15 protein-coding genes and 2 pseudogenes are annotated in these 14950 nt (G+C 71.3%); 11 read left to right on the top strand and 6 right to left on the bottom strand.

The genetic code is table 11. The features are described from left to right. Positions 1–110: 110 nt before the first annotated feature. Positions 111–428, bottom strand: a complete 318-nt coding sequence (locus ACWDUZ_RS15730) for a winged helix-turn-helix transcriptional regulator (RefSeq protein WP_451632358.1) — start codon at positions 426–428, stop codon at positions 111–113. A 118-nt stretch (positions 429–546) separates the two neighbouring features. On the opposite strand from ACWDUZ_RS15730, the pseudogene ACWDUZ_RS15725 reads away from it, so the two are divergent. The 4 genes and pseudogenes from ACWDUZ_RS15725 to ACWDUZ_RS15710 form a co-directional block, all read left to right on the top strand. Further along, positions 547–978 (top strand): annotated as a pseudogene (locus ACWDUZ_RS15725) (Gfo/Idh/MocA family protein); the annotation flags it as partial. Between the two features lie 38 nt (positions 979–1016). Then, complete coding sequence (locus ACWDUZ_RS15720; RefSeq protein WP_451632357.1) at positions 1017–1283, top strand: hypothetical protein; 267 nt, start codon at positions 1017–1019, stop codon at positions 1281–1283. A gap of 196 nt (positions 1284–1479) precedes the next feature. Further along, entirely contained in the window at positions 1480–2076 is a 597-nt protein-coding gene (locus ACWDUZ_RS15715; protein ID WP_451632356.1) for a TetR/AcrR family transcriptional regulator, read from the top strand. Between the two features lie 499 nt (positions 2077–2575). Further along, positions 2576–3562: a zinc-dependent alcohol dehydrogenase family protein gene (locus tag ACWDUZ_RS15710; RefSeq protein WP_451632355.1), complete on the top strand. Its 987-nt coding sequence runs from the start codon at positions 2576–2578 to the stop codon at positions 3560–3562. A 184-nt stretch (positions 3563–3746) separates the two neighbouring features. Here ACWDUZ_RS15710 and ACWDUZ_RS15705 read toward each other — a convergent pair whose 3' ends face one another. After that, positions 3747–4682, bottom strand: coding sequence for an AraC family transcriptional regulator (locus ACWDUZ_RS15705; protein ID WP_451632354.1), 936 nt, complete (start codon positions 4680–4682; stop codon positions 3747–3749). A 472-nt stretch (positions 4683–5154) separates the two neighbouring features. On the opposite strand from ACWDUZ_RS15705, the gene ACWDUZ_RS15700 reads away from it, so the two are divergent. Both ACWDUZ_RS15700 and ACWDUZ_RS15695 read left to right on the top strand, forming a co-directional pair. Continuing rightward, positions 5155–5613, top strand: coding sequence for an NUDIX hydrolase (locus ACWDUZ_RS15700; RefSeq protein WP_451632353.1), 459 nt, complete (start codon positions 5155–5157; stop codon positions 5611–5613). 346 nt (positions 5614–5959) lie between these two features. Further along, positions 5960–6409 (top strand): hypothetical protein, encoded by a 450-nt coding sequence (locus tag ACWDUZ_RS15695; protein WP_451632352.1) that lies wholly within the window; start codon positions 5960–5962, stop codon positions 6407–6409. A gap of 185 nt (positions 6410–6594) precedes the next feature. Here ACWDUZ_RS15695 and ACWDUZ_RS15690 read toward each other — a convergent pair whose 3' ends face one another. Beyond that, complete coding sequence (locus tag ACWDUZ_RS15690) at positions 6595–7260, bottom strand: TetR family transcriptional regulator (RefSeq protein WP_451632351.1); 666 nt, start codon at positions 7258–7260, stop codon at positions 6595–6597. Between the two features lie 87 nt (positions 7261–7347). Between ACWDUZ_RS15690 and ACWDUZ_RS15685 the strand changes: the two genes are divergently transcribed. Next, entirely contained in the window at positions 7348–8919 is a 1572-nt protein-coding gene (locus ACWDUZ_RS15685) for an FAD-dependent monooxygenase (RefSeq protein ID WP_451632428.1), read from the top strand. A gap of 65 nt (positions 8920–8984) precedes the next feature. Here the strand turns inward: ACWDUZ_RS15685 and ACWDUZ_RS15680 are convergent, their stop codons facing one another. After that, positions 8985–9464, bottom strand: coding sequence for a MerR family transcriptional regulator (locus ACWDUZ_RS15680; protein WP_451632350.1), 480 nt, complete (start codon positions 9462–9464; stop codon positions 8985–8987). Positions 9465–9492: 28 nt separating this feature from the next. Between ACWDUZ_RS15680 and ACWDUZ_RS15675 the strand changes: the two genes are divergently transcribed. Together ACWDUZ_RS15675 and ACWDUZ_RS15670 are read left to right on the top strand one after the other, a co-directional pair. Then, a complete protein-coding gene (locus ACWDUZ_RS15675) occupies positions 9493–10275 on the top strand; it encodes a methyltransferase domain-containing protein (protein WP_451632349.1) in 783 nt (260 codons plus the stop codon). 239 nt (positions 10276–10514) lie between these two features. Next, complete coding sequence (locus tag ACWDUZ_RS15670) at positions 10515–11531, top strand: zinc-dependent alcohol dehydrogenase family protein (RefSeq protein ID WP_451632348.1); 1017 nt, start codon at positions 10515–10517, stop codon at positions 11529–11531. A gap of 101 nt (positions 11532–11632) precedes the next feature. Here the strand turns inward: ACWDUZ_RS15670 and ACWDUZ_RS15665 are convergent, their stop codons facing one another. Further along, positions 11633–12739, bottom strand: coding sequence for a PP2C family protein-serine/threonine phosphatase (locus ACWDUZ_RS15665; RefSeq protein WP_451632347.1), 1107 nt, complete (start codon positions 12737–12739; stop codon positions 11633–11635). Positions 12740–13063: 324 nt separating this feature from the next. Here ACWDUZ_RS15665 and ACWDUZ_RS15660 point away from each other — a divergent pair, with 324 nt between their 5' ends. Further along, positions 13064–14266: a cysteine desulfurase-like protein gene (locus ACWDUZ_RS15660; protein ID WP_451632346.1), complete on the top strand. Its 1203-nt coding sequence runs from the start codon at positions 13064–13066 to the stop codon at positions 14264–14266. A gap of 2 nt (positions 14267–14268) precedes the next feature. Further along, positions 14269–14538: pseudogene (locus tag ACWDUZ_RS15655) on the top strand (sterol carrier protein domain-containing protein); the annotation flags it as partial. Positions 14539–14646: 108 nt separating this feature from the next. On the opposite strand, the gene ACWDUZ_RS15650 reads toward ACWDUZ_RS15655, so the two are convergent. Further along, entirely contained in the window at positions 14647–14949 is a 303-nt protein-coding gene (locus ACWDUZ_RS15650) for a hypothetical protein (RefSeq protein ID WP_451632345.1), read from the bottom strand. Position 14950 lies beyond the last annotated feature (1 nt).

Raw genomic sequence — 14950 nt, 5'->3', positions numbered from 1 at the left:
GGCAGCGGTCCGTCCTGACAGACGAGGTGTGTGCCCCCTCCGAACCAGGGCTGTGCCTGCTCAACGCGCCGAACTCCGGCCCGCGGCAGGGCAGGTTCGAAGCGCAGAGATCACTGCTCCCGTGCGTCGAACGCCGCACGTGACGCGCTGATCTCCTCCTTATGGCCGTCGGCCCATGTCGCCAGATCACGGACGACCCCCAGCAGGGACCGACCGCGCTCGGTCAGCGCGTAATCGACGCGCGGCGGAACGGTCGCGTACACCGTACGGCTGACCAGGCCGTCCCGCTCCAGGCCGCGCAGTGTCACGCTGAGCATCCGCTGCGTGATCGGGTGGGCCAGTCGGCGCAGTTCGTTGTACCTGTACGTGGACTCGCCGAGCAGGCACACGACGACCACGCTCCACTTGTCACCGATCCGCTCCAGCACGCTGCGGATGAGGGGCCGGGACTCCCCGGCAGTTCGACGTACCGGCCTGCGTGCCCGCGCGGCGTTCTTCTGCGACTGTCCCGGCCACGGTTCCCTCCGGGGTACCTGAGCACCCGCCATCGGCCTGCAAGGCCGCTTCGCACCCGCCGTCCGGCACGCGCGCGACCTGATCGCGGACGGCTATCTGGGCAAGGTCCTGGGCACCACGTTGGTCGGATCGGGTGTCGCCTGGGGCGGCGAGACCGACCGCGCGCACGCATACATCTTCGACGAGGCGAGCGGCGCGACGACCCTGGAAGTGCCCGTGATGCACGCCCTTGACGCCCTGCACTTCGTCGTCGGGGATTTCGACAAGGTGTCCGCCAACCTTCTCCGGGGCCGCACGGAGGTCCGCCTCAGGGACGAGGGGGTCACGATTCCGGTGACCGCTCCGGATCAGGTGTCCGTCACGGGCACGCTGCGGGACGGGGGCGCCGCCTCGGTCTTCTACCGCGGAGCCTCCTCACGCGCGGACAACCTGCGCTGGGAGATCAACGGCGCCGAGGGCGACCTGGTGCTCACGGCCTCCGGCATCAACGGAACCTGCAGGTGGTCGATCTGCTTCCGGAAGGCGGTCGCGGCGCCGACGCCACCGTCGCACCGATCGACATTCCGGACCGCTACTTCACCGGGGTTCCCCGCGGCCTCACAGGTCCGGCGCACAACGTCGTCCAGGTGTACGCCGCTCTGGCCGCCGACTTCCGGAACGGAAGCCGCACCGTGCCGGGCTTCGACCACGCTCTCGAACGGCACCGTCTGCTCGAGGCCGTCAAGCAGTCGTCCCGGACCGGCGCAGTTCAGTCGCTCACCGACTGACCCGAACCGCGGCACCGCGGGTACGGGCCGGGCAGGCACGTCAGTGGGCACCGGAGCCGCCATTCGGCAGTGGAGCCCGCGCGTCGCTCGCCCTCGGGCAACCGCTGCATGTGCGCTCTCCGCGTGCACCGGATCACCACCTGGATGACCACCCTAAAAAGACATACCCTTCTGTCTGATTAAGGAGGGGTCGGTCGTGGCAACCAAGATCCGCAAGACCAAGTCCGAGGAGAAGATTCTCACCGCGGCGGGCGAGCTGTTCTACGCGCACGGGCTGCGCGGTGTCGGCATCGACCAGGTCATCGAGGTGTCCGGGGTGGCCAAGTCCACCCTCTATACGCACTTCCGCACCAAGGAACAACTTGTCGCGGAGTATCTCCGCAGGACCGACGACTCCTGGATGGCGCAGTTGTCGGAGGCCGCCCAACGAGCTGGGGACGACCCCCGCGACCAACTGGTGGGTCTGTTCGACGCACTCACCGACGCCTTCGACCGCCACGGCTTCTTCGGCTGCCCGTTCGTGAGCGCCGCGGTGGAGGCCGAACCCGGTTCGGAGGCTCACTCGGTCACCGAGCAGCACGTGCTGAGACGCCAGGGGTGGCTGACGGAGCTCGGCTCACGAGCCGGCGCCAAGAACGCCGACGGCCTGGCCCGGCACCTCGGTCTTCTCATCGACGGCGCGCTGGCTTCGGGGCGCCTGCTGCAGGACCGTGCGGTCGTGGACCAGGCGAAGGAAGCCGCGAAGCTGGTGGTCCATGCCCACACCGCGGAAGGCTCCCCCACCGCCGGGTGACTGCTTCACCGGTGACGCTCGACAGCTCGATCACCTGGTCGCGGTCGTCGAGACCGGGCCCTTCACCTCGGCTCCTAAGCAGCCTCATCTCACCCAGCCCGCACCGTCACACCGAGTGCGGGCACCGGAACGATTTCCTCTCGGCGGCGCCTGCCGTTCGAGCGCCTGCATCCTCTGCGTCCGTGACTCCCCCGTGCCGAGCCGTCCTGCCGCACGTCCATGTCGAACGCGCCGAGGCCGAGCCCATCCCTCCGTGCGGCGCGCCGCACTACCGCCTGACCCTGGTGAGCCCCGCCGGCTTCCGGGTCCGGGCGCGGGGTGACGGCCAAGTCCCGCCCTCGGCTGCCTTCCTGAACCGTCCGACCCCCCTGGACGAGCCGTGACCCAGTCCACTTGCCGCCCTTAATCGAACGAACTAGTCTGTCTGATTAAGGGAGCTCCAGTACTGCTGGACGCACCCGTCAGGTGTATTCAGCAACGCACATCCGAAGGTGGCACCATGCGTGCAGCAGTCCTGGAAGAGTTCGGCACCCCGATGGTGCTCAAGGAGATCGACGAGCCCGCGGCCGGCCCCGGCCAGGTGCTGGTACGGATCGAGGCGAGCGGGGTCAACCCACTCGACATCAAGATCGCTGCGGGTCAGGCGGCCCACGCCGAGCGCACCCTTCCCGCGGTGCTCGGTCTCGACCTGGCCGGTGTGGTCGAGCAAGTGGGCGAAGGCGTCGGCGAGTTCGCCCCCGGCGACGAGGTCTACGGTATGACCGGCGGCGTCGGCGACCTGCAGGGCTCCCTCGCCCAGTACGCGGCGGTCGACGCCCGGCTGCTGGCGCCCAAGCCGAGGTCTCTGGACATGCGCGCGGCGGCCGCGCTGCCCCTGGTGACCATCACCGCGTGGGAGGGCCTGGTCGACAGGGCGCAGGTGCACGCGGGGCAGAAGGTGCTCATGCACGGCGGCGCCGGCGGCGTCGGTCACGTGGGCCTCCAGATCGCCCGTGCACGTGGCGCCGAAGTGTTCGGCACGGAGGCACCGCACCGCCTGAAGGCCGTCGAGGAGTTCGGGGCGACCGCCATCGACCACACCGCCGAGACGCCTCAGGAGTACGTCGCGCGCCTCACCGGCGGCGAGGGCTTCGACATCGTCTACGACACCGTAGGCGGGCCGGTCCTGGACGCGTCCTTCGCCGTCGCGCGGGCCTACACCGGGCACGTGCTCAGTTCGCTCGGCTGGGGAACGCACAGCCTCGCTCCACTGTCCTTCCGGGGTGCCACGTACTCCGGCGTCTTCACCCTGGCGCCGATGCTGACCGGCCGCGGCCGCGAGCACCATGGCGAGATCCTGCGCGAGGTCACCGCCCTGGTCGACTCCGGCCGCCTCCGGCCGCTGCTGGACTCTCGCGTGTTCGGCCTCGCCGACGTCACGGATGCGCATGCCGCGGTGGCGGACGGGACCGCCGCCGGCAAGATTGTCGTCAGCATCGCCCACTAGGGCACCACCAGGGCCTGCCAGGCGACATTCGCCCGTCGAGCACCGGCGTTCGGCGCGTGCTCGTGGTGTGCCGGCCGGAAGCCCGCGTACGGGAGGCACTCGGGCTTCCGGCCGCTGTGGCGCGCGTGCGACGTGGCCCTCCGGCCGAGCAACGGGACACCCCGACCGCCACCTCGCACACCGGTCAGGACGAGGACGGTGCCAACCGGGCCTGCCTGCGGTAGTGACCTGGGGCCATGCCGGTGACCCGTTTGAACGCATTGCTGAAGGCGCTCTGGGAGCCGTAGCCGTACCGCGCGCCGATGGCCGCGATCGTACGGTTCCCGGCGCGCAGTTCACGTGCCGCCGCCCGGATGCGCCAGGTGGCCAGGTACTCCAGGGGCGGAGTGCCGACGAGTTCGCTGAAGCGGGCCGCGAAGTGGGAGCGTGACATCCTCGCCCTGGCCGCCAGTTCGGCGACCGTCCACGGATGCGCGGGGTCCTGATGGATGACGGCGAGCGCGGTGGCGATCCCGGGATCGGCCAGGGCGGTCAGCCACACCCCGCCGGTGGGGCCCTGCGCGGCGATGTGGCTGCGCAGCACCTGGGCGAGGACGATGTGGGCCAGCCGCTCGACGATCAAGGCGCTGCCGATTTCCGGGGTGGCTGTCTCCCTGCGCAGCATGTCCAAGGCGGTACGGATCGCGCCCGCCTCGTCCGAGGCCGCGGGGACGTGCACCAAGGGAGGCAGCACGTCGACGAGGACCGCCGCGTTGGCGGAGTCGAGGTGGAACCCGCAGCCGACGACGACGGCTTCAGGACTGCTGCCCGATGGCCCCACTCTGACGGTGCCGCCCTCGACGAAGTCCCTGAAGATCTCACTGCTCGGCCGGGCCGGCACCGCCGGATCACTGGCGACGCGGTAAGGACGGCCGTTCCCCAGCAGATAGCAGTCGCCTTCGGCGATCCGGACGGGCGGTGTCCCTTCGGTTTCCACCCAACAGGCACCGTCCAGGACCGCCCCCAGCTTGATGTGCCGGTACCCGGGGAAGGAGATCGCCCAGTCGCCTACGGCCTCCAGTCGCGCGAACTGGGCGCTGCGCATGTCCAGGACGGCGAGGACGTCATTCAGGGGATCCATCGGCTCCCTTGTCGCAGTGGGCCCGGAGTCCGGGTGACAAGACTTCGTACGGCGTGAAGGGGGACTGTGTGCGGCGCGCTGCCGGAAGCCGGATGGCTCCCGGTCGTGGAACAGTACCGGCGGTCGGCCCTTTTCGCGCGTTCGGTGCCGGCGACTGCGGCGCCGCCGTGCCGGGACGGGATTCCAGCCTGCTGCCACCGACCGAGCCTGAAAGGGGCGGCGTTCCGCTGCTCAAGCGTCTCAGGACCATGCGTGCGCATTTCCCTTTCCGAACACCATCTGGTTCTCGTGCCCACACGCGCGCGAGTGAAGAGCCCGGTCAGCGCTTCGATACGGCCGGGAGCCGCAGGGCGGGACGTTCCCTGATGAGCGTAGAGCCGTCGGTGCCAGGCGGGCCATGCGCGGGGCTCCGCGACGTGTGCGTCATCGTCCGTTCACCGCTCCGACGGCGTCGATGGCGGACAATGCCCGGATGGCCCGACCGAGAGTCCGCGTCGCCGCGTACGTGATCCGGCACCGCGGCGTCCCCGAGCTGCTGGTGTTCGACCATGTCGGTCTGCCGGAGGCCGGCACCCAGGTTCCTGCGGGAGGAGTAGAACCGGGCGAAGGACCACAGGACGCGGTTCTTCGGGAGGTCGCCGAGGAGACCGGTCTGCTGACGGCCACGGTGATCCGGCAGATCACCGTGGAGGACAAGCCCCACCCCGCCACGGGGCAGCCACGACGAACCGGCTTCTTCCACCTCCAGGCGCCCGCGGACACCCCCGACGCGTGGGAGCACCACGTCGACGGCCGCGGGGACGACGCCGGCCTCACTTTCGCCTGCCGGTTCCTCCCGCTTCCCCTGAAGCGGCCACTGGCCGACGATCAAGACGCATGGCTGGGCCGCATCGACCCGCGATGGGCCACGGTGGCCGGCCACAGTCGGTGACAGCCGCCGAAACCGCACGGCTCATACGCGGCTCCGCTTCACGCGAGTCCACCATCCGACAAAAGTCTCCGGCGAAGGGGTCGTCGTGGCGGAATCCGGCCGTGCCGCATTCCGGGATTCGGCAGGACCGAGCGCCCATGATGGCCGGCTGCCTCGGTGATAAATCGAGGAATGGGGAAATGCCGGCCGGCCCCTGAACGAATGGGGCATCACTCGGATGACACACCGACTCTCCATACTATTTACTTCCCGTCCCAGCTCACAGCGTTTTCGAACACAAAAGCGGGGCTGACGGACCGCCGAACGGGTAAGCCGCTGATCAACGGCATCGAGGAAGGGGAAAGCCATGTCAGTGGAACCCGAACGTGCCGAGGCGAATTCTGCTGCCGAGCACGTCGCCGAAACAATGATTCTGTTGTGGCAGCAAGCCCGTGAGGACGTCGCCCCCTCGGTTTCCGAAGAGCAGATGCGCGTCCTGCTGGTCCTGGACGGCGAGCCGACCGAACCTGGCCGGATCGCCCGGGACCTTCGCGTCGGCGCGTCCTGGGCGGCCCGGCTGCTCGGCCGCTTGGAGCAGCGGGCGCTGGTACGTCGCCTCCCGTCCGGCGCGTTCTCCCTCACCGGTGCCGGAAGGTGTGTGCTCGAAGCGACACGGCAGCGCCGTCGCCAACTGCTGGAACAGACGCTGGTGACAGCGGCACCGCAGGACCGTCCGGTGCTGCGGGACGCGTTCGACCAGCTGTCCGGGGTGGTGAGTCCCTTGGCGCGGGTGCCTCGTAGCCGCTCACCGCTCTGATCACCAGGGCTGGTCAGGGCCGGGCGGCTCGCGGGCAGCAGCCCGAGCGCACTGAACAGCTGCTGCCCGCACATCCCACCCTTGCGCCGATGAGCAGCGACCGCCACTCACGCGCGCCCCTTGGACGTACATCATGATCGCTCTGGTCTGCCGGCGGGCCGGCGGCGGCCTTTGGGCCGCGGCTCTCAGACCAGTGGCCGCAGGCCGTTCTCCAGGAGGTCGAAGGCGTGCTGCGCGTCGGCGACCGCGCCCGGGTAGCGGGTGTCGGCGGATTCACCGCAGGCGAGGCGGTCGGCGTTTTCGGAGGCCAGGGTCCACTGCACACCGACGATCTGGACGGCGGCCAGACGCGCCGTCAGCTCCCTCGACTCCGTCGCCTCCACGGTCTCCCGCAGTGCCTCGGCGAGTGCGCGTTCGGCGCCTGCCCTGAACCCCTCCATCCGGGCGACCAGGGAGGGCGCCGCGAGGATCATCCGGTGCACCCGGCGCACCTGGGGGTGGTCGTTGAGGCCGGTGATCGGGTCGCGGTCGCGGAGGCCGTCGAGGAAGTGTGCGCGCAGTGCGGCAAGCGGGGCCGTGCCGGTCGGGCGGGCCCGGACGACGCGGGCGGACTCGGTCTCGTGGTCGGCCAGGCGGTGCACGACCAGGTCTTCCTTGGAGGGGAAGTAGGCGAACAGGGTGCGCCTGGAGACCTCCGCCGCCTCGGCGACCTGGGCCACGGAGGTCTCGTCGAATCCTTGCTCCAGGAACAGGTGGATCGCGGCGTCGGAGATCGCGGCGCGGGTCCGCTGCTTCTTGCGCTCGCGCAGTCCCGGCTGCCCTGACTGACCTGTCGTCGACCTGCCTTCCACGCCGCCACGGTAGCAAAGCCAGCCCCGGTGCATTTCTGCACCTGGTATACATTTGCACTCAGGCGAGGAAGAGGAGAGTGCGCCGTGGTGGAGAGAGCTGCCGAGACCCTGGTCGAGGCTGAGGTCGTGGTCGTCGGGGGTGGCCCGACCGGGCTGATGCTGGCCTGCGAACTGGCGCAGGCGGGTGTGGACACGCTGGTCCTGGAGCAGCTGGCGCAGCGCGTCGAGCAGGTGAAGGGCGGCGGTGTCCAGCCGCGCACGGCCGAACTGCTGGAGATGCGCGGGTTGCTGGAACCCTTGGAGGAACGGGCTCCGGCTCACGGCGCGGTCGGCGGGCACTTCGCGACACTGCCGGTGCCGCTGAACTGCTCCTCCTGGAGGACACGGCACCCCTACCCGCTCGGGCTGCCCCAGTGGGAGATCGAGGAGGTGCTGGAGGAACGCGCGACCGCGCTCGGCGCGCGGGTGCTGCGCGGCGTGCCGGTCACGGCGGTCACACAGGACGCCGACGGGGTCACCGTGCGCACGGCGGACGAGCGCCAGGTGCGCGCGGGTTGGCTGGTGGCGTGCGACGGCGGGCACAGCACGGTACGCAGGCTGGTCGGGATGCCCTTCCCCGGGCGGCCGGGCACCCGCCCGGGGGTACTGGCCGACGTGCGGCTGTCCTCGGTGTCGGAGCTGGTGCCGCGCGAGGTCGGACAGATGCACACGATGATGCGCCAGGCGGGCGGCTACTGGGCGATGACGGTCCCGATGGGCGCGGACCGGTACAGGTTCACCTTCGGTCCGGTCGGCGAGGGGGCCGTGGACCGCGACACCGCCGTCTCCCGGGAGGAGATCGCCATGGCGCTGGAGGCGCTGTACGGACCGGAGACGGTGCTCGCCGAGGTGAAGAACTCCTCACGGTTCACGGATGCCACCCGCCAGGTGGAGCAGTACCGCCAGGGCCGTGTGCTGTTCGCCGGCGACGCCGCGCACATCCACCCGCCGCTCGGCGGCCAGGGACTCAACCTCGGCATCCAGGACGCGTTCAACCTCGGCTGGAAGCTGGCCGCGACCGTCCAGGACCGCGCCCCCGAGGGCCTGCTGGACAGCTACCACACCGAACGGCACCCGGTCGCCGCGCAGGTCCTGCACCACACCTCGGCACAGCGGGTTCTCGCCGATCCGAACGCGAGCGAGGACGTGGCCGCGCTGCGTGACATCGTCGTCGACCTGCTGCGGTTGCCCGACACCAACCGGCACCTGGCCGGCCTGGTGTCCGGCCTGGCACTGGCCTACCCGTTCCTCGGCGACGCAGACGACTCCGGCCGGCACCCGCTGACCGGGCGGCGTGTCCCGGACGTGGAGCTGGTCACCGCGGACGGCGACCGTCCCGTACGGCTTCCGGCGCTGTTCCTCGAGGGGCACGCCGTGCTGCTCGATCTGGCGGGGGCAGTACCGCGCGGACTGCGGTTGCCGGAGCGGGTCGACACCGCCCGGGCCCGGTACGCCCCGGGCGCGGAGCCGCTGGGCGCCGACGTGCTGCTGATCCGCCCCGACGGCTACGTCTGCTGGGCCGCGACCGGCCCTGTCGACCCCGAAGCCGTGCTCGCCGCGATCGCCCGCCACTTGGTCAGGTTGGACACCGTGGAGGTTCGCGAAGGCGTGCCCGGCTGACGCGCGCGGCCCGTCGGACGGTCCGGTCGTCCTCCCGGCAAGGGGGCGGAACGCCGGGGACGATGTCAAGGCGCTATGGGAGTGGGCGCAATGTGCGGCTCACCGCCCGGCGTCCGCTCGGGTGCCGGCACGCCGGGACTGATCCGTTCGGCGACGAGCCGCCGGTAGTTCGGGCACCGGGTGAAGTCCTCGTGCTCGCAGTTCAGGCCGCCCTCGATGAACGCCAGTGAAGCCTGGGCCGCCGCGATTCTCGATCGGAGCTCCTCGGCCTCGTGACGCAGGATCGCGTGTCGGCCGGCGCGGTCGGCGGTGGCGAACAGGCTCCTGATGGTGTCCAGGCCGAGGCCGGCATGCTTGCAGAGGAGGATCACCGCCACGCGGGTGAGGTCGTCGGCGCCGTAGCGGCGGCGCCCGCCCGCGTCCCGTCCGGGGTGCAGCAGGCCCATCGACTCCCAGTGCCGCAGGACGTGCGTGGCCAGGCCGAACCGCGCCGCGAGGACGCCGATGCCCATCGCGTCGGCGCCGCTGTCTCCGCTTGACTTCATGTTGACATTAAGTCGCAGCCTGACGTCCATGTCCAAGAACCAGGAAGCGGTGGAAGAGCACCGCGACACCAAGGCCCTGCTGTCCCTCCTCGATGCGGCGGACCGGATGCCGAGCGCCTCCCGGCTGCGCGCTCGCTCCTACGAACTGCTCTGTCCCGTCCCGGGCTCGACCGTCGTGGACGTGGGATGCGGCGCCGGACGGGCGGTCGCGGAGCTGGCCGAACGCGGGGTCCGAGCGATCGGCGTGGACCCCGACCGGTGGATGCTGTCCGCCGCCCGGGAACGGTGGCCCGCGGCCGAGTTCCGGGAGGCGGGCGCGGAGGACCTGCCGTTCGCCGACCGAAGTGTGCAGGGCTACCGCGCCGACAAGGTCCTGCACATGCTTGCGGAGCCGGGGCGCGCACTGACGGAGGCGCGGCGCGTCCTCCGTCCGGGCGGCAGGATCGTGCTGGTCGGGCAGGACTGGGACGCGCTCGTGATCGACTCCGACGACACGGCCCTCACCCGCACGATCGTGCACGCCCGTGCCGAACTCCTGGGCTCACCTCGCGCCGCCCGTCAGTACCGCAACCTGCTCCTGGACCACGGCTTCGAGGGCGTCATGGTCGAGGCGCACACCGTCGTGTTCACCGAGTCCGCGATGCTGGCGCTGCTCACCAGGCTCGCCGGCCAGGCCCGCGCGAGCGGCGCCGTGAGCGGTGACCAGGCCGACCGGTGGCTCGCCGAACAGCGCCGGCGCGCCGAGGCCGATCGCTTGCTCATCGCCATCCCGTTCTTCGTGGCCGCCGCCTCCGCACCCGGCCGGGGCTGAAGCTCCGGCCACCCGGACGTCTCGAGCAGCCAGGACGTCCCGACGGGCCGGGTGGCCACCGGCTCGGGACCAAGTCCTCCTGCTGGTGACTCGCAGCCCGCGCGAAAGAGCGGTTGTCTGGAAGAGGTGGCCTTTCGGCCGCCCGGGCCCCGGCACCGCCGCACACGGGCGGGCGCCCGCAGCCCGGCGGGCCCTGTCTGTACGTCCCGCTCCTCTCTGTCAGTAAGGAACGACCCCTCATGCGCGGAGCAGTGATCCACGCCCCCCGTGATGTGCGCTTCGAGACGCTCGACGACCCCCGGATCCTCCACCCGACCGACGCGGTCATCCGTACCGCCGTGACCTGTGTGTGCGGCTCCGACCTGTGGTTCTACCGGGGCGTGGAGCCGGTCGGTGACGCGCGACCGATCGGCCACGAGTACGTCGGTGTGGTGGAGGAGGTCGGGGCCGAGGTCACCGGGATCGACTCGGGTCAGTTCGTCGTCGGCTCCTTCGCCACCTCCGACAACACCTGCGCGAACTGCCGCAACGGCTGGCAGTCCAGCTGCCTGCGGGGCGAGTTCATGAGCACCTGCCAGGCCGAGTACGTGCGCATCCCCCACGCGCAGGGCACCCTCGTCGCCACCGATCAGGTGCCCGGCGAGGAGTCGTGGCCCGCTCTGCTGACCGCCTCCGACGTGATGGGCACCGGCTGGTACGCCGCCGACGCCGCCGGCGTCCGGCCCGGCTCCACCGCCGTGGTGGTCGGTGACGGCGCGGTCGGCCTGTGCGGGGTGATCGCGGCCCGGGAGATGGGCGCGGAACGGATCATCGCGATGAGCCGGCACGAACCCAGGCGGGAGCTCGCCCGCGCGTTCGGTGCCACCGACATCGTCACCGAGCGCGGCGATGAGGGCGTGGCCCGGATCCAGGAGATGACCGGCGGCATCGGCGCCGACTCCGTCCTCGAGTGCGTGGGCACCGCGCAGGCCATGCGGCAGGCCCTGCGCTCCGCACGCCCGGGAGGAAACGTCGGCTTCGTGGGCGTGCCCCACGAGGTCGCCATCGACGCCCGGGAACTGTTCTTCTCCCACGTCGGCCTGCGCGGCGGCCCCGCCCCCGTACGCCGCTACCTGCCCGACCTCATCGAGCGCGTCCTGAGCGGCCGGATCGACCCCGGCAAGGTCTTCGACCTCACCCTCCCCCTCGAACAGGTCGCCGAAGGCTACCGGGCCATGGACGAACGTCGCGCCATCAAGACCCTCCTCAAGCCGTGACCGCCACCGCCCCTCACGGTGCCGGCGCCTGGCCACGCCGCCGTTCGCGTGCCCTGGATCACACCACGAGATCGCGTGCCCTGCCCACGGGCCGTCCGGTCTCAGGAAGCCCTTGAGCTGTCGGAGATGCGTACGGCCAGGGCCGCCACGTCATCGTCGAGTCCGCCACCGCTGTGCTGGAGGAGGTCCCGATGAAGCCTGTGGAGCAGTGCCTCGGGTCCGACCGGGTTCTGCCGGCGCATCCAGTCCTGCAGGGAGAAGTACTCGCCTCTGGGGTTCCGGCTCTCGATGACGCCGTCGGTGTAGAAGAGCAACTGGTCACCGGGGGCGCAGGTGATCGTGTCCGTGGTGTAGCAGGGTCCGAGGAGTTCCGCGAGGTTGAGGCCCGGTGAGGCGGCGGAGGGGTCCAGGACGAGGAGCTCGCCGTGGTGCAGGAGGAGTGGAGGAGGATGACCGCAGTTGAGGATTTTGATGTGGCCGGCCTGGTACGGGAACTCGGCGAGCACCACGGTGATGAACTGCTCCAGTGAGTCCTCGCCGGGGAACGTACAGCTGTGGCGGGTGCTGCTGGCGTCCAGGCGGCGAGCGATGCCCTCCAGGCTCGGCTCGTCGTACGCGGCCTCCCGGAAGCAGTTGACCACCGCCGCCGCGGCTCCTACCGCCGGCAGGCCCTTGCCGCGTACGTCGCCGAGGACCAGTCGCACACCGTGCGGAGTGGCGAGGGCTTCGTAGAAGTCCCCGCCGATGTGCGCCTGCGCGGCGGCCGCGACGTACATCGACTCGACCTCGATGCTCCCGACCCGGCGCGGCAGAGGGCGCAGAACGACCTTCTCCGCCGCGTCGGCGACGAGGCGGAGCTGGACCAGGACCTGTTCGCGCTGGAGTCGGACACGGCATGAGTATGCGGCGGCCACGGTGACGGCGGCGATGGCGCCCACGGTGAACCAGGTGCCCAGATCGGGGTAGACAAGGCTCAACCCGACCATGATCAGGACGCAGACGCCGCCGAGCACGACGGTGGGGAGTGCCGGCCAGGTGGAGGCAGCCAGGGCAGGTGCGGCGGTCAACAGGCGGCTGAAGGAGACCTTCCTCGGCGTGGCGAACGCCAGGCTGGTGACGACCACGGTATAGATCACCGGCGAGAGCAGGGCGGCGTCCCACCGCCTGCGGAGAGGGCGAGGAAGCCGCATCCACCCAGTCCAGACCATGCAACGCACCATATCGGTAAATATCCGGCACAGGGGTGAAGCCGGGCCAGCTCATCGGACCGGCAGGCGGTGACGCTGCCCGTCGAACACGGGGAGGACTGGCCTACGGTCACCCGCTGCCCAGCGCCGTGACGGTGAAGCGTTCGGCGTCGGCGAGGTGCCCGCCGCCGGCTGCGGCACCGTCAGCCGCGGCTACCGGCGGCCCCGTGCGCGCCGCGTCCCGGGTGCTGCGATGATGCGACGCGAGGCTCCGGCACGGTCACGGGTGTGGCCGGTCGGACCGCCTCCGCTCCCCCGCTGCCACCGCTTTTCTCCGGAGTCCACATGGCCCTTGACGTCGACGCTCTCCGCGCGCGGATCCCCGCCCTGAAGTCCCACTCGGCACGCTTCGACGCCCCGGGAGGCACCCAGATGCCCCAGCCGGTCATCGACGCGATCGCCGACGCGCTGGCGAGCCCGCTGGCCAACAGGGGGCGGACCAACGAGGGCGAGCGCAACGCCGAAGCCATCGTCACCGGCGCCCGGCAGGCCCTGGCCGACCTGCTCGGTGTCGAGCCGCGGGGCATCGTGTTCGGCCGCAGCGCCACCCAGCTCACGTACGATCTGTCGCGCGCGCTCGCCAAGGACTGGGGTCCGGGCGACGAGGTGGTGGTCACGCGACTCGACCACGACGCGAACATACGTCCGTGGACACAGGCGGCGGAGAGCGCCGGTGCCGCGGTCCGCTGGGCGGACTTCGACCCGGCCACGGGCGAGCTGCACCCGGGGCAGGTGGCGTCGGTGCTGTCGCCACGGACCCGGCTGGTCGCCGTCACCGCGGCGTCCAACCTCATCGGGACCCGGCCGGACGTGCCCGCCATCGCCGACCTGGCCCACCGGAGCGGTGCGCTGGTTCATGTCGACGCGGTGCACTACGCCGCGCACGCCGCCATCGATCTGGCCGGCCTCGGTGCCGACACGCTGGTCTGCTCACCGTACAAGTTCATGGGTCCGCACCTGGGCGTGCTGGCGAGCCGGCCCGCACTGCTGGAGACGCTGCAGCCGGACAAGCTGCTCCCGTCCACCGACGCCGTCCCGGAGCGCTTCGAGCTGGGCACCCTGCCGTACGAGTTGCTGGCCGGCGCACGGGCCGCCGTGGACCTCCTCGCCGGCCTGGCGCCGGACGCGGCCGGTACCCGCCGGGAACGCCTGCTGGCGGCGTTCACGGTGATCGGGTCCCATGAGGACGCCCTGCGGGAGCGCCTGGAGGGAGGGCTTGCGGAGCTGGACGGGATCACCGTGTACTCCCGGGCCGCGCGACGCACCCCGACGCAGCTGTTCACCGTGCGCGGCCACAGCTCGTCCGATGTCTCCCGGCACCTGGCGGCGCACGGCGTCGACGCACCGGCCGGATCCTTCTACGCGGTGGAGGCCTCCCGGCGGCTCGGGCTCGGCAGCGAGGGCGCGGTGCGCGTGGGGCTGGCGCCCTACAGCTGCGCCGACGACATCGACCGGCTGCTGACGGCGCTCGACAGCATCGAACGCTGACGCTCGTCCTCGACGTCGACGACCCGTTCCTCGGCGAGCACGCCCGCTACCTGCTGACCGTGCGGAACGGCAAGGCCGGCTGCGTTCCCACGGGCCGGGAGCCCGACCTGTCCCTGGATGTGAGCGCCGTGGGCTCGGTGTACCTCGGCGGCACCGCGCCGAGCACGCTCGTGCGAGCCGGACACGTCCGGGCCCACCGTCCGGGCGTGGCCGCCCTCGCCGACGCCCTGTTCCGCGCCGAACGCTCGCCACACTGCCTGCACTGGTTCTGACCGCGCGCCGGGCTCGTCCGTCCCGGCACCAGAACGCGCGAGGCGTCCCCTTGCGGACGCAGGGCCGGCTGGTCCGACCGTGGCGGGCGCGCTGCGCCGAGCATGGGTTCAGGGACGGCGCCCGTCCTCCCAGGTGCGGCCCCCCTGCTCGCCGCCGGCCTCGGCCCGGCCCTCGTCCCCGCGAACCTGGTCCCGCCCCGCTTCGACGGGCGCATCCTGTGGCCCGACCCACCGCTGCGCCGCGCACTGGCCGCCTACACCCGCCCGCACGCCGACGCGCTCAGCACAGCCTTCCTCGACGCCGTCGGCCGCGACGCCCTCCTCATGCCGGTGCACGCTCGCCACCAGCATCGGCACAGTGGTGCCGGCGGCGCGGTGCCGCGTCGGTGGTGTTCCGGTGCCGTAGTGCACC

This window comes from Streptomyces sp. NPDC003393 (assembly GCF_053589015.1).
The sequence above is the reverse complement of the archived record's forward strand: the minus strand, read 5'-3'. Positions and strand labels throughout refer to the sequence as shown.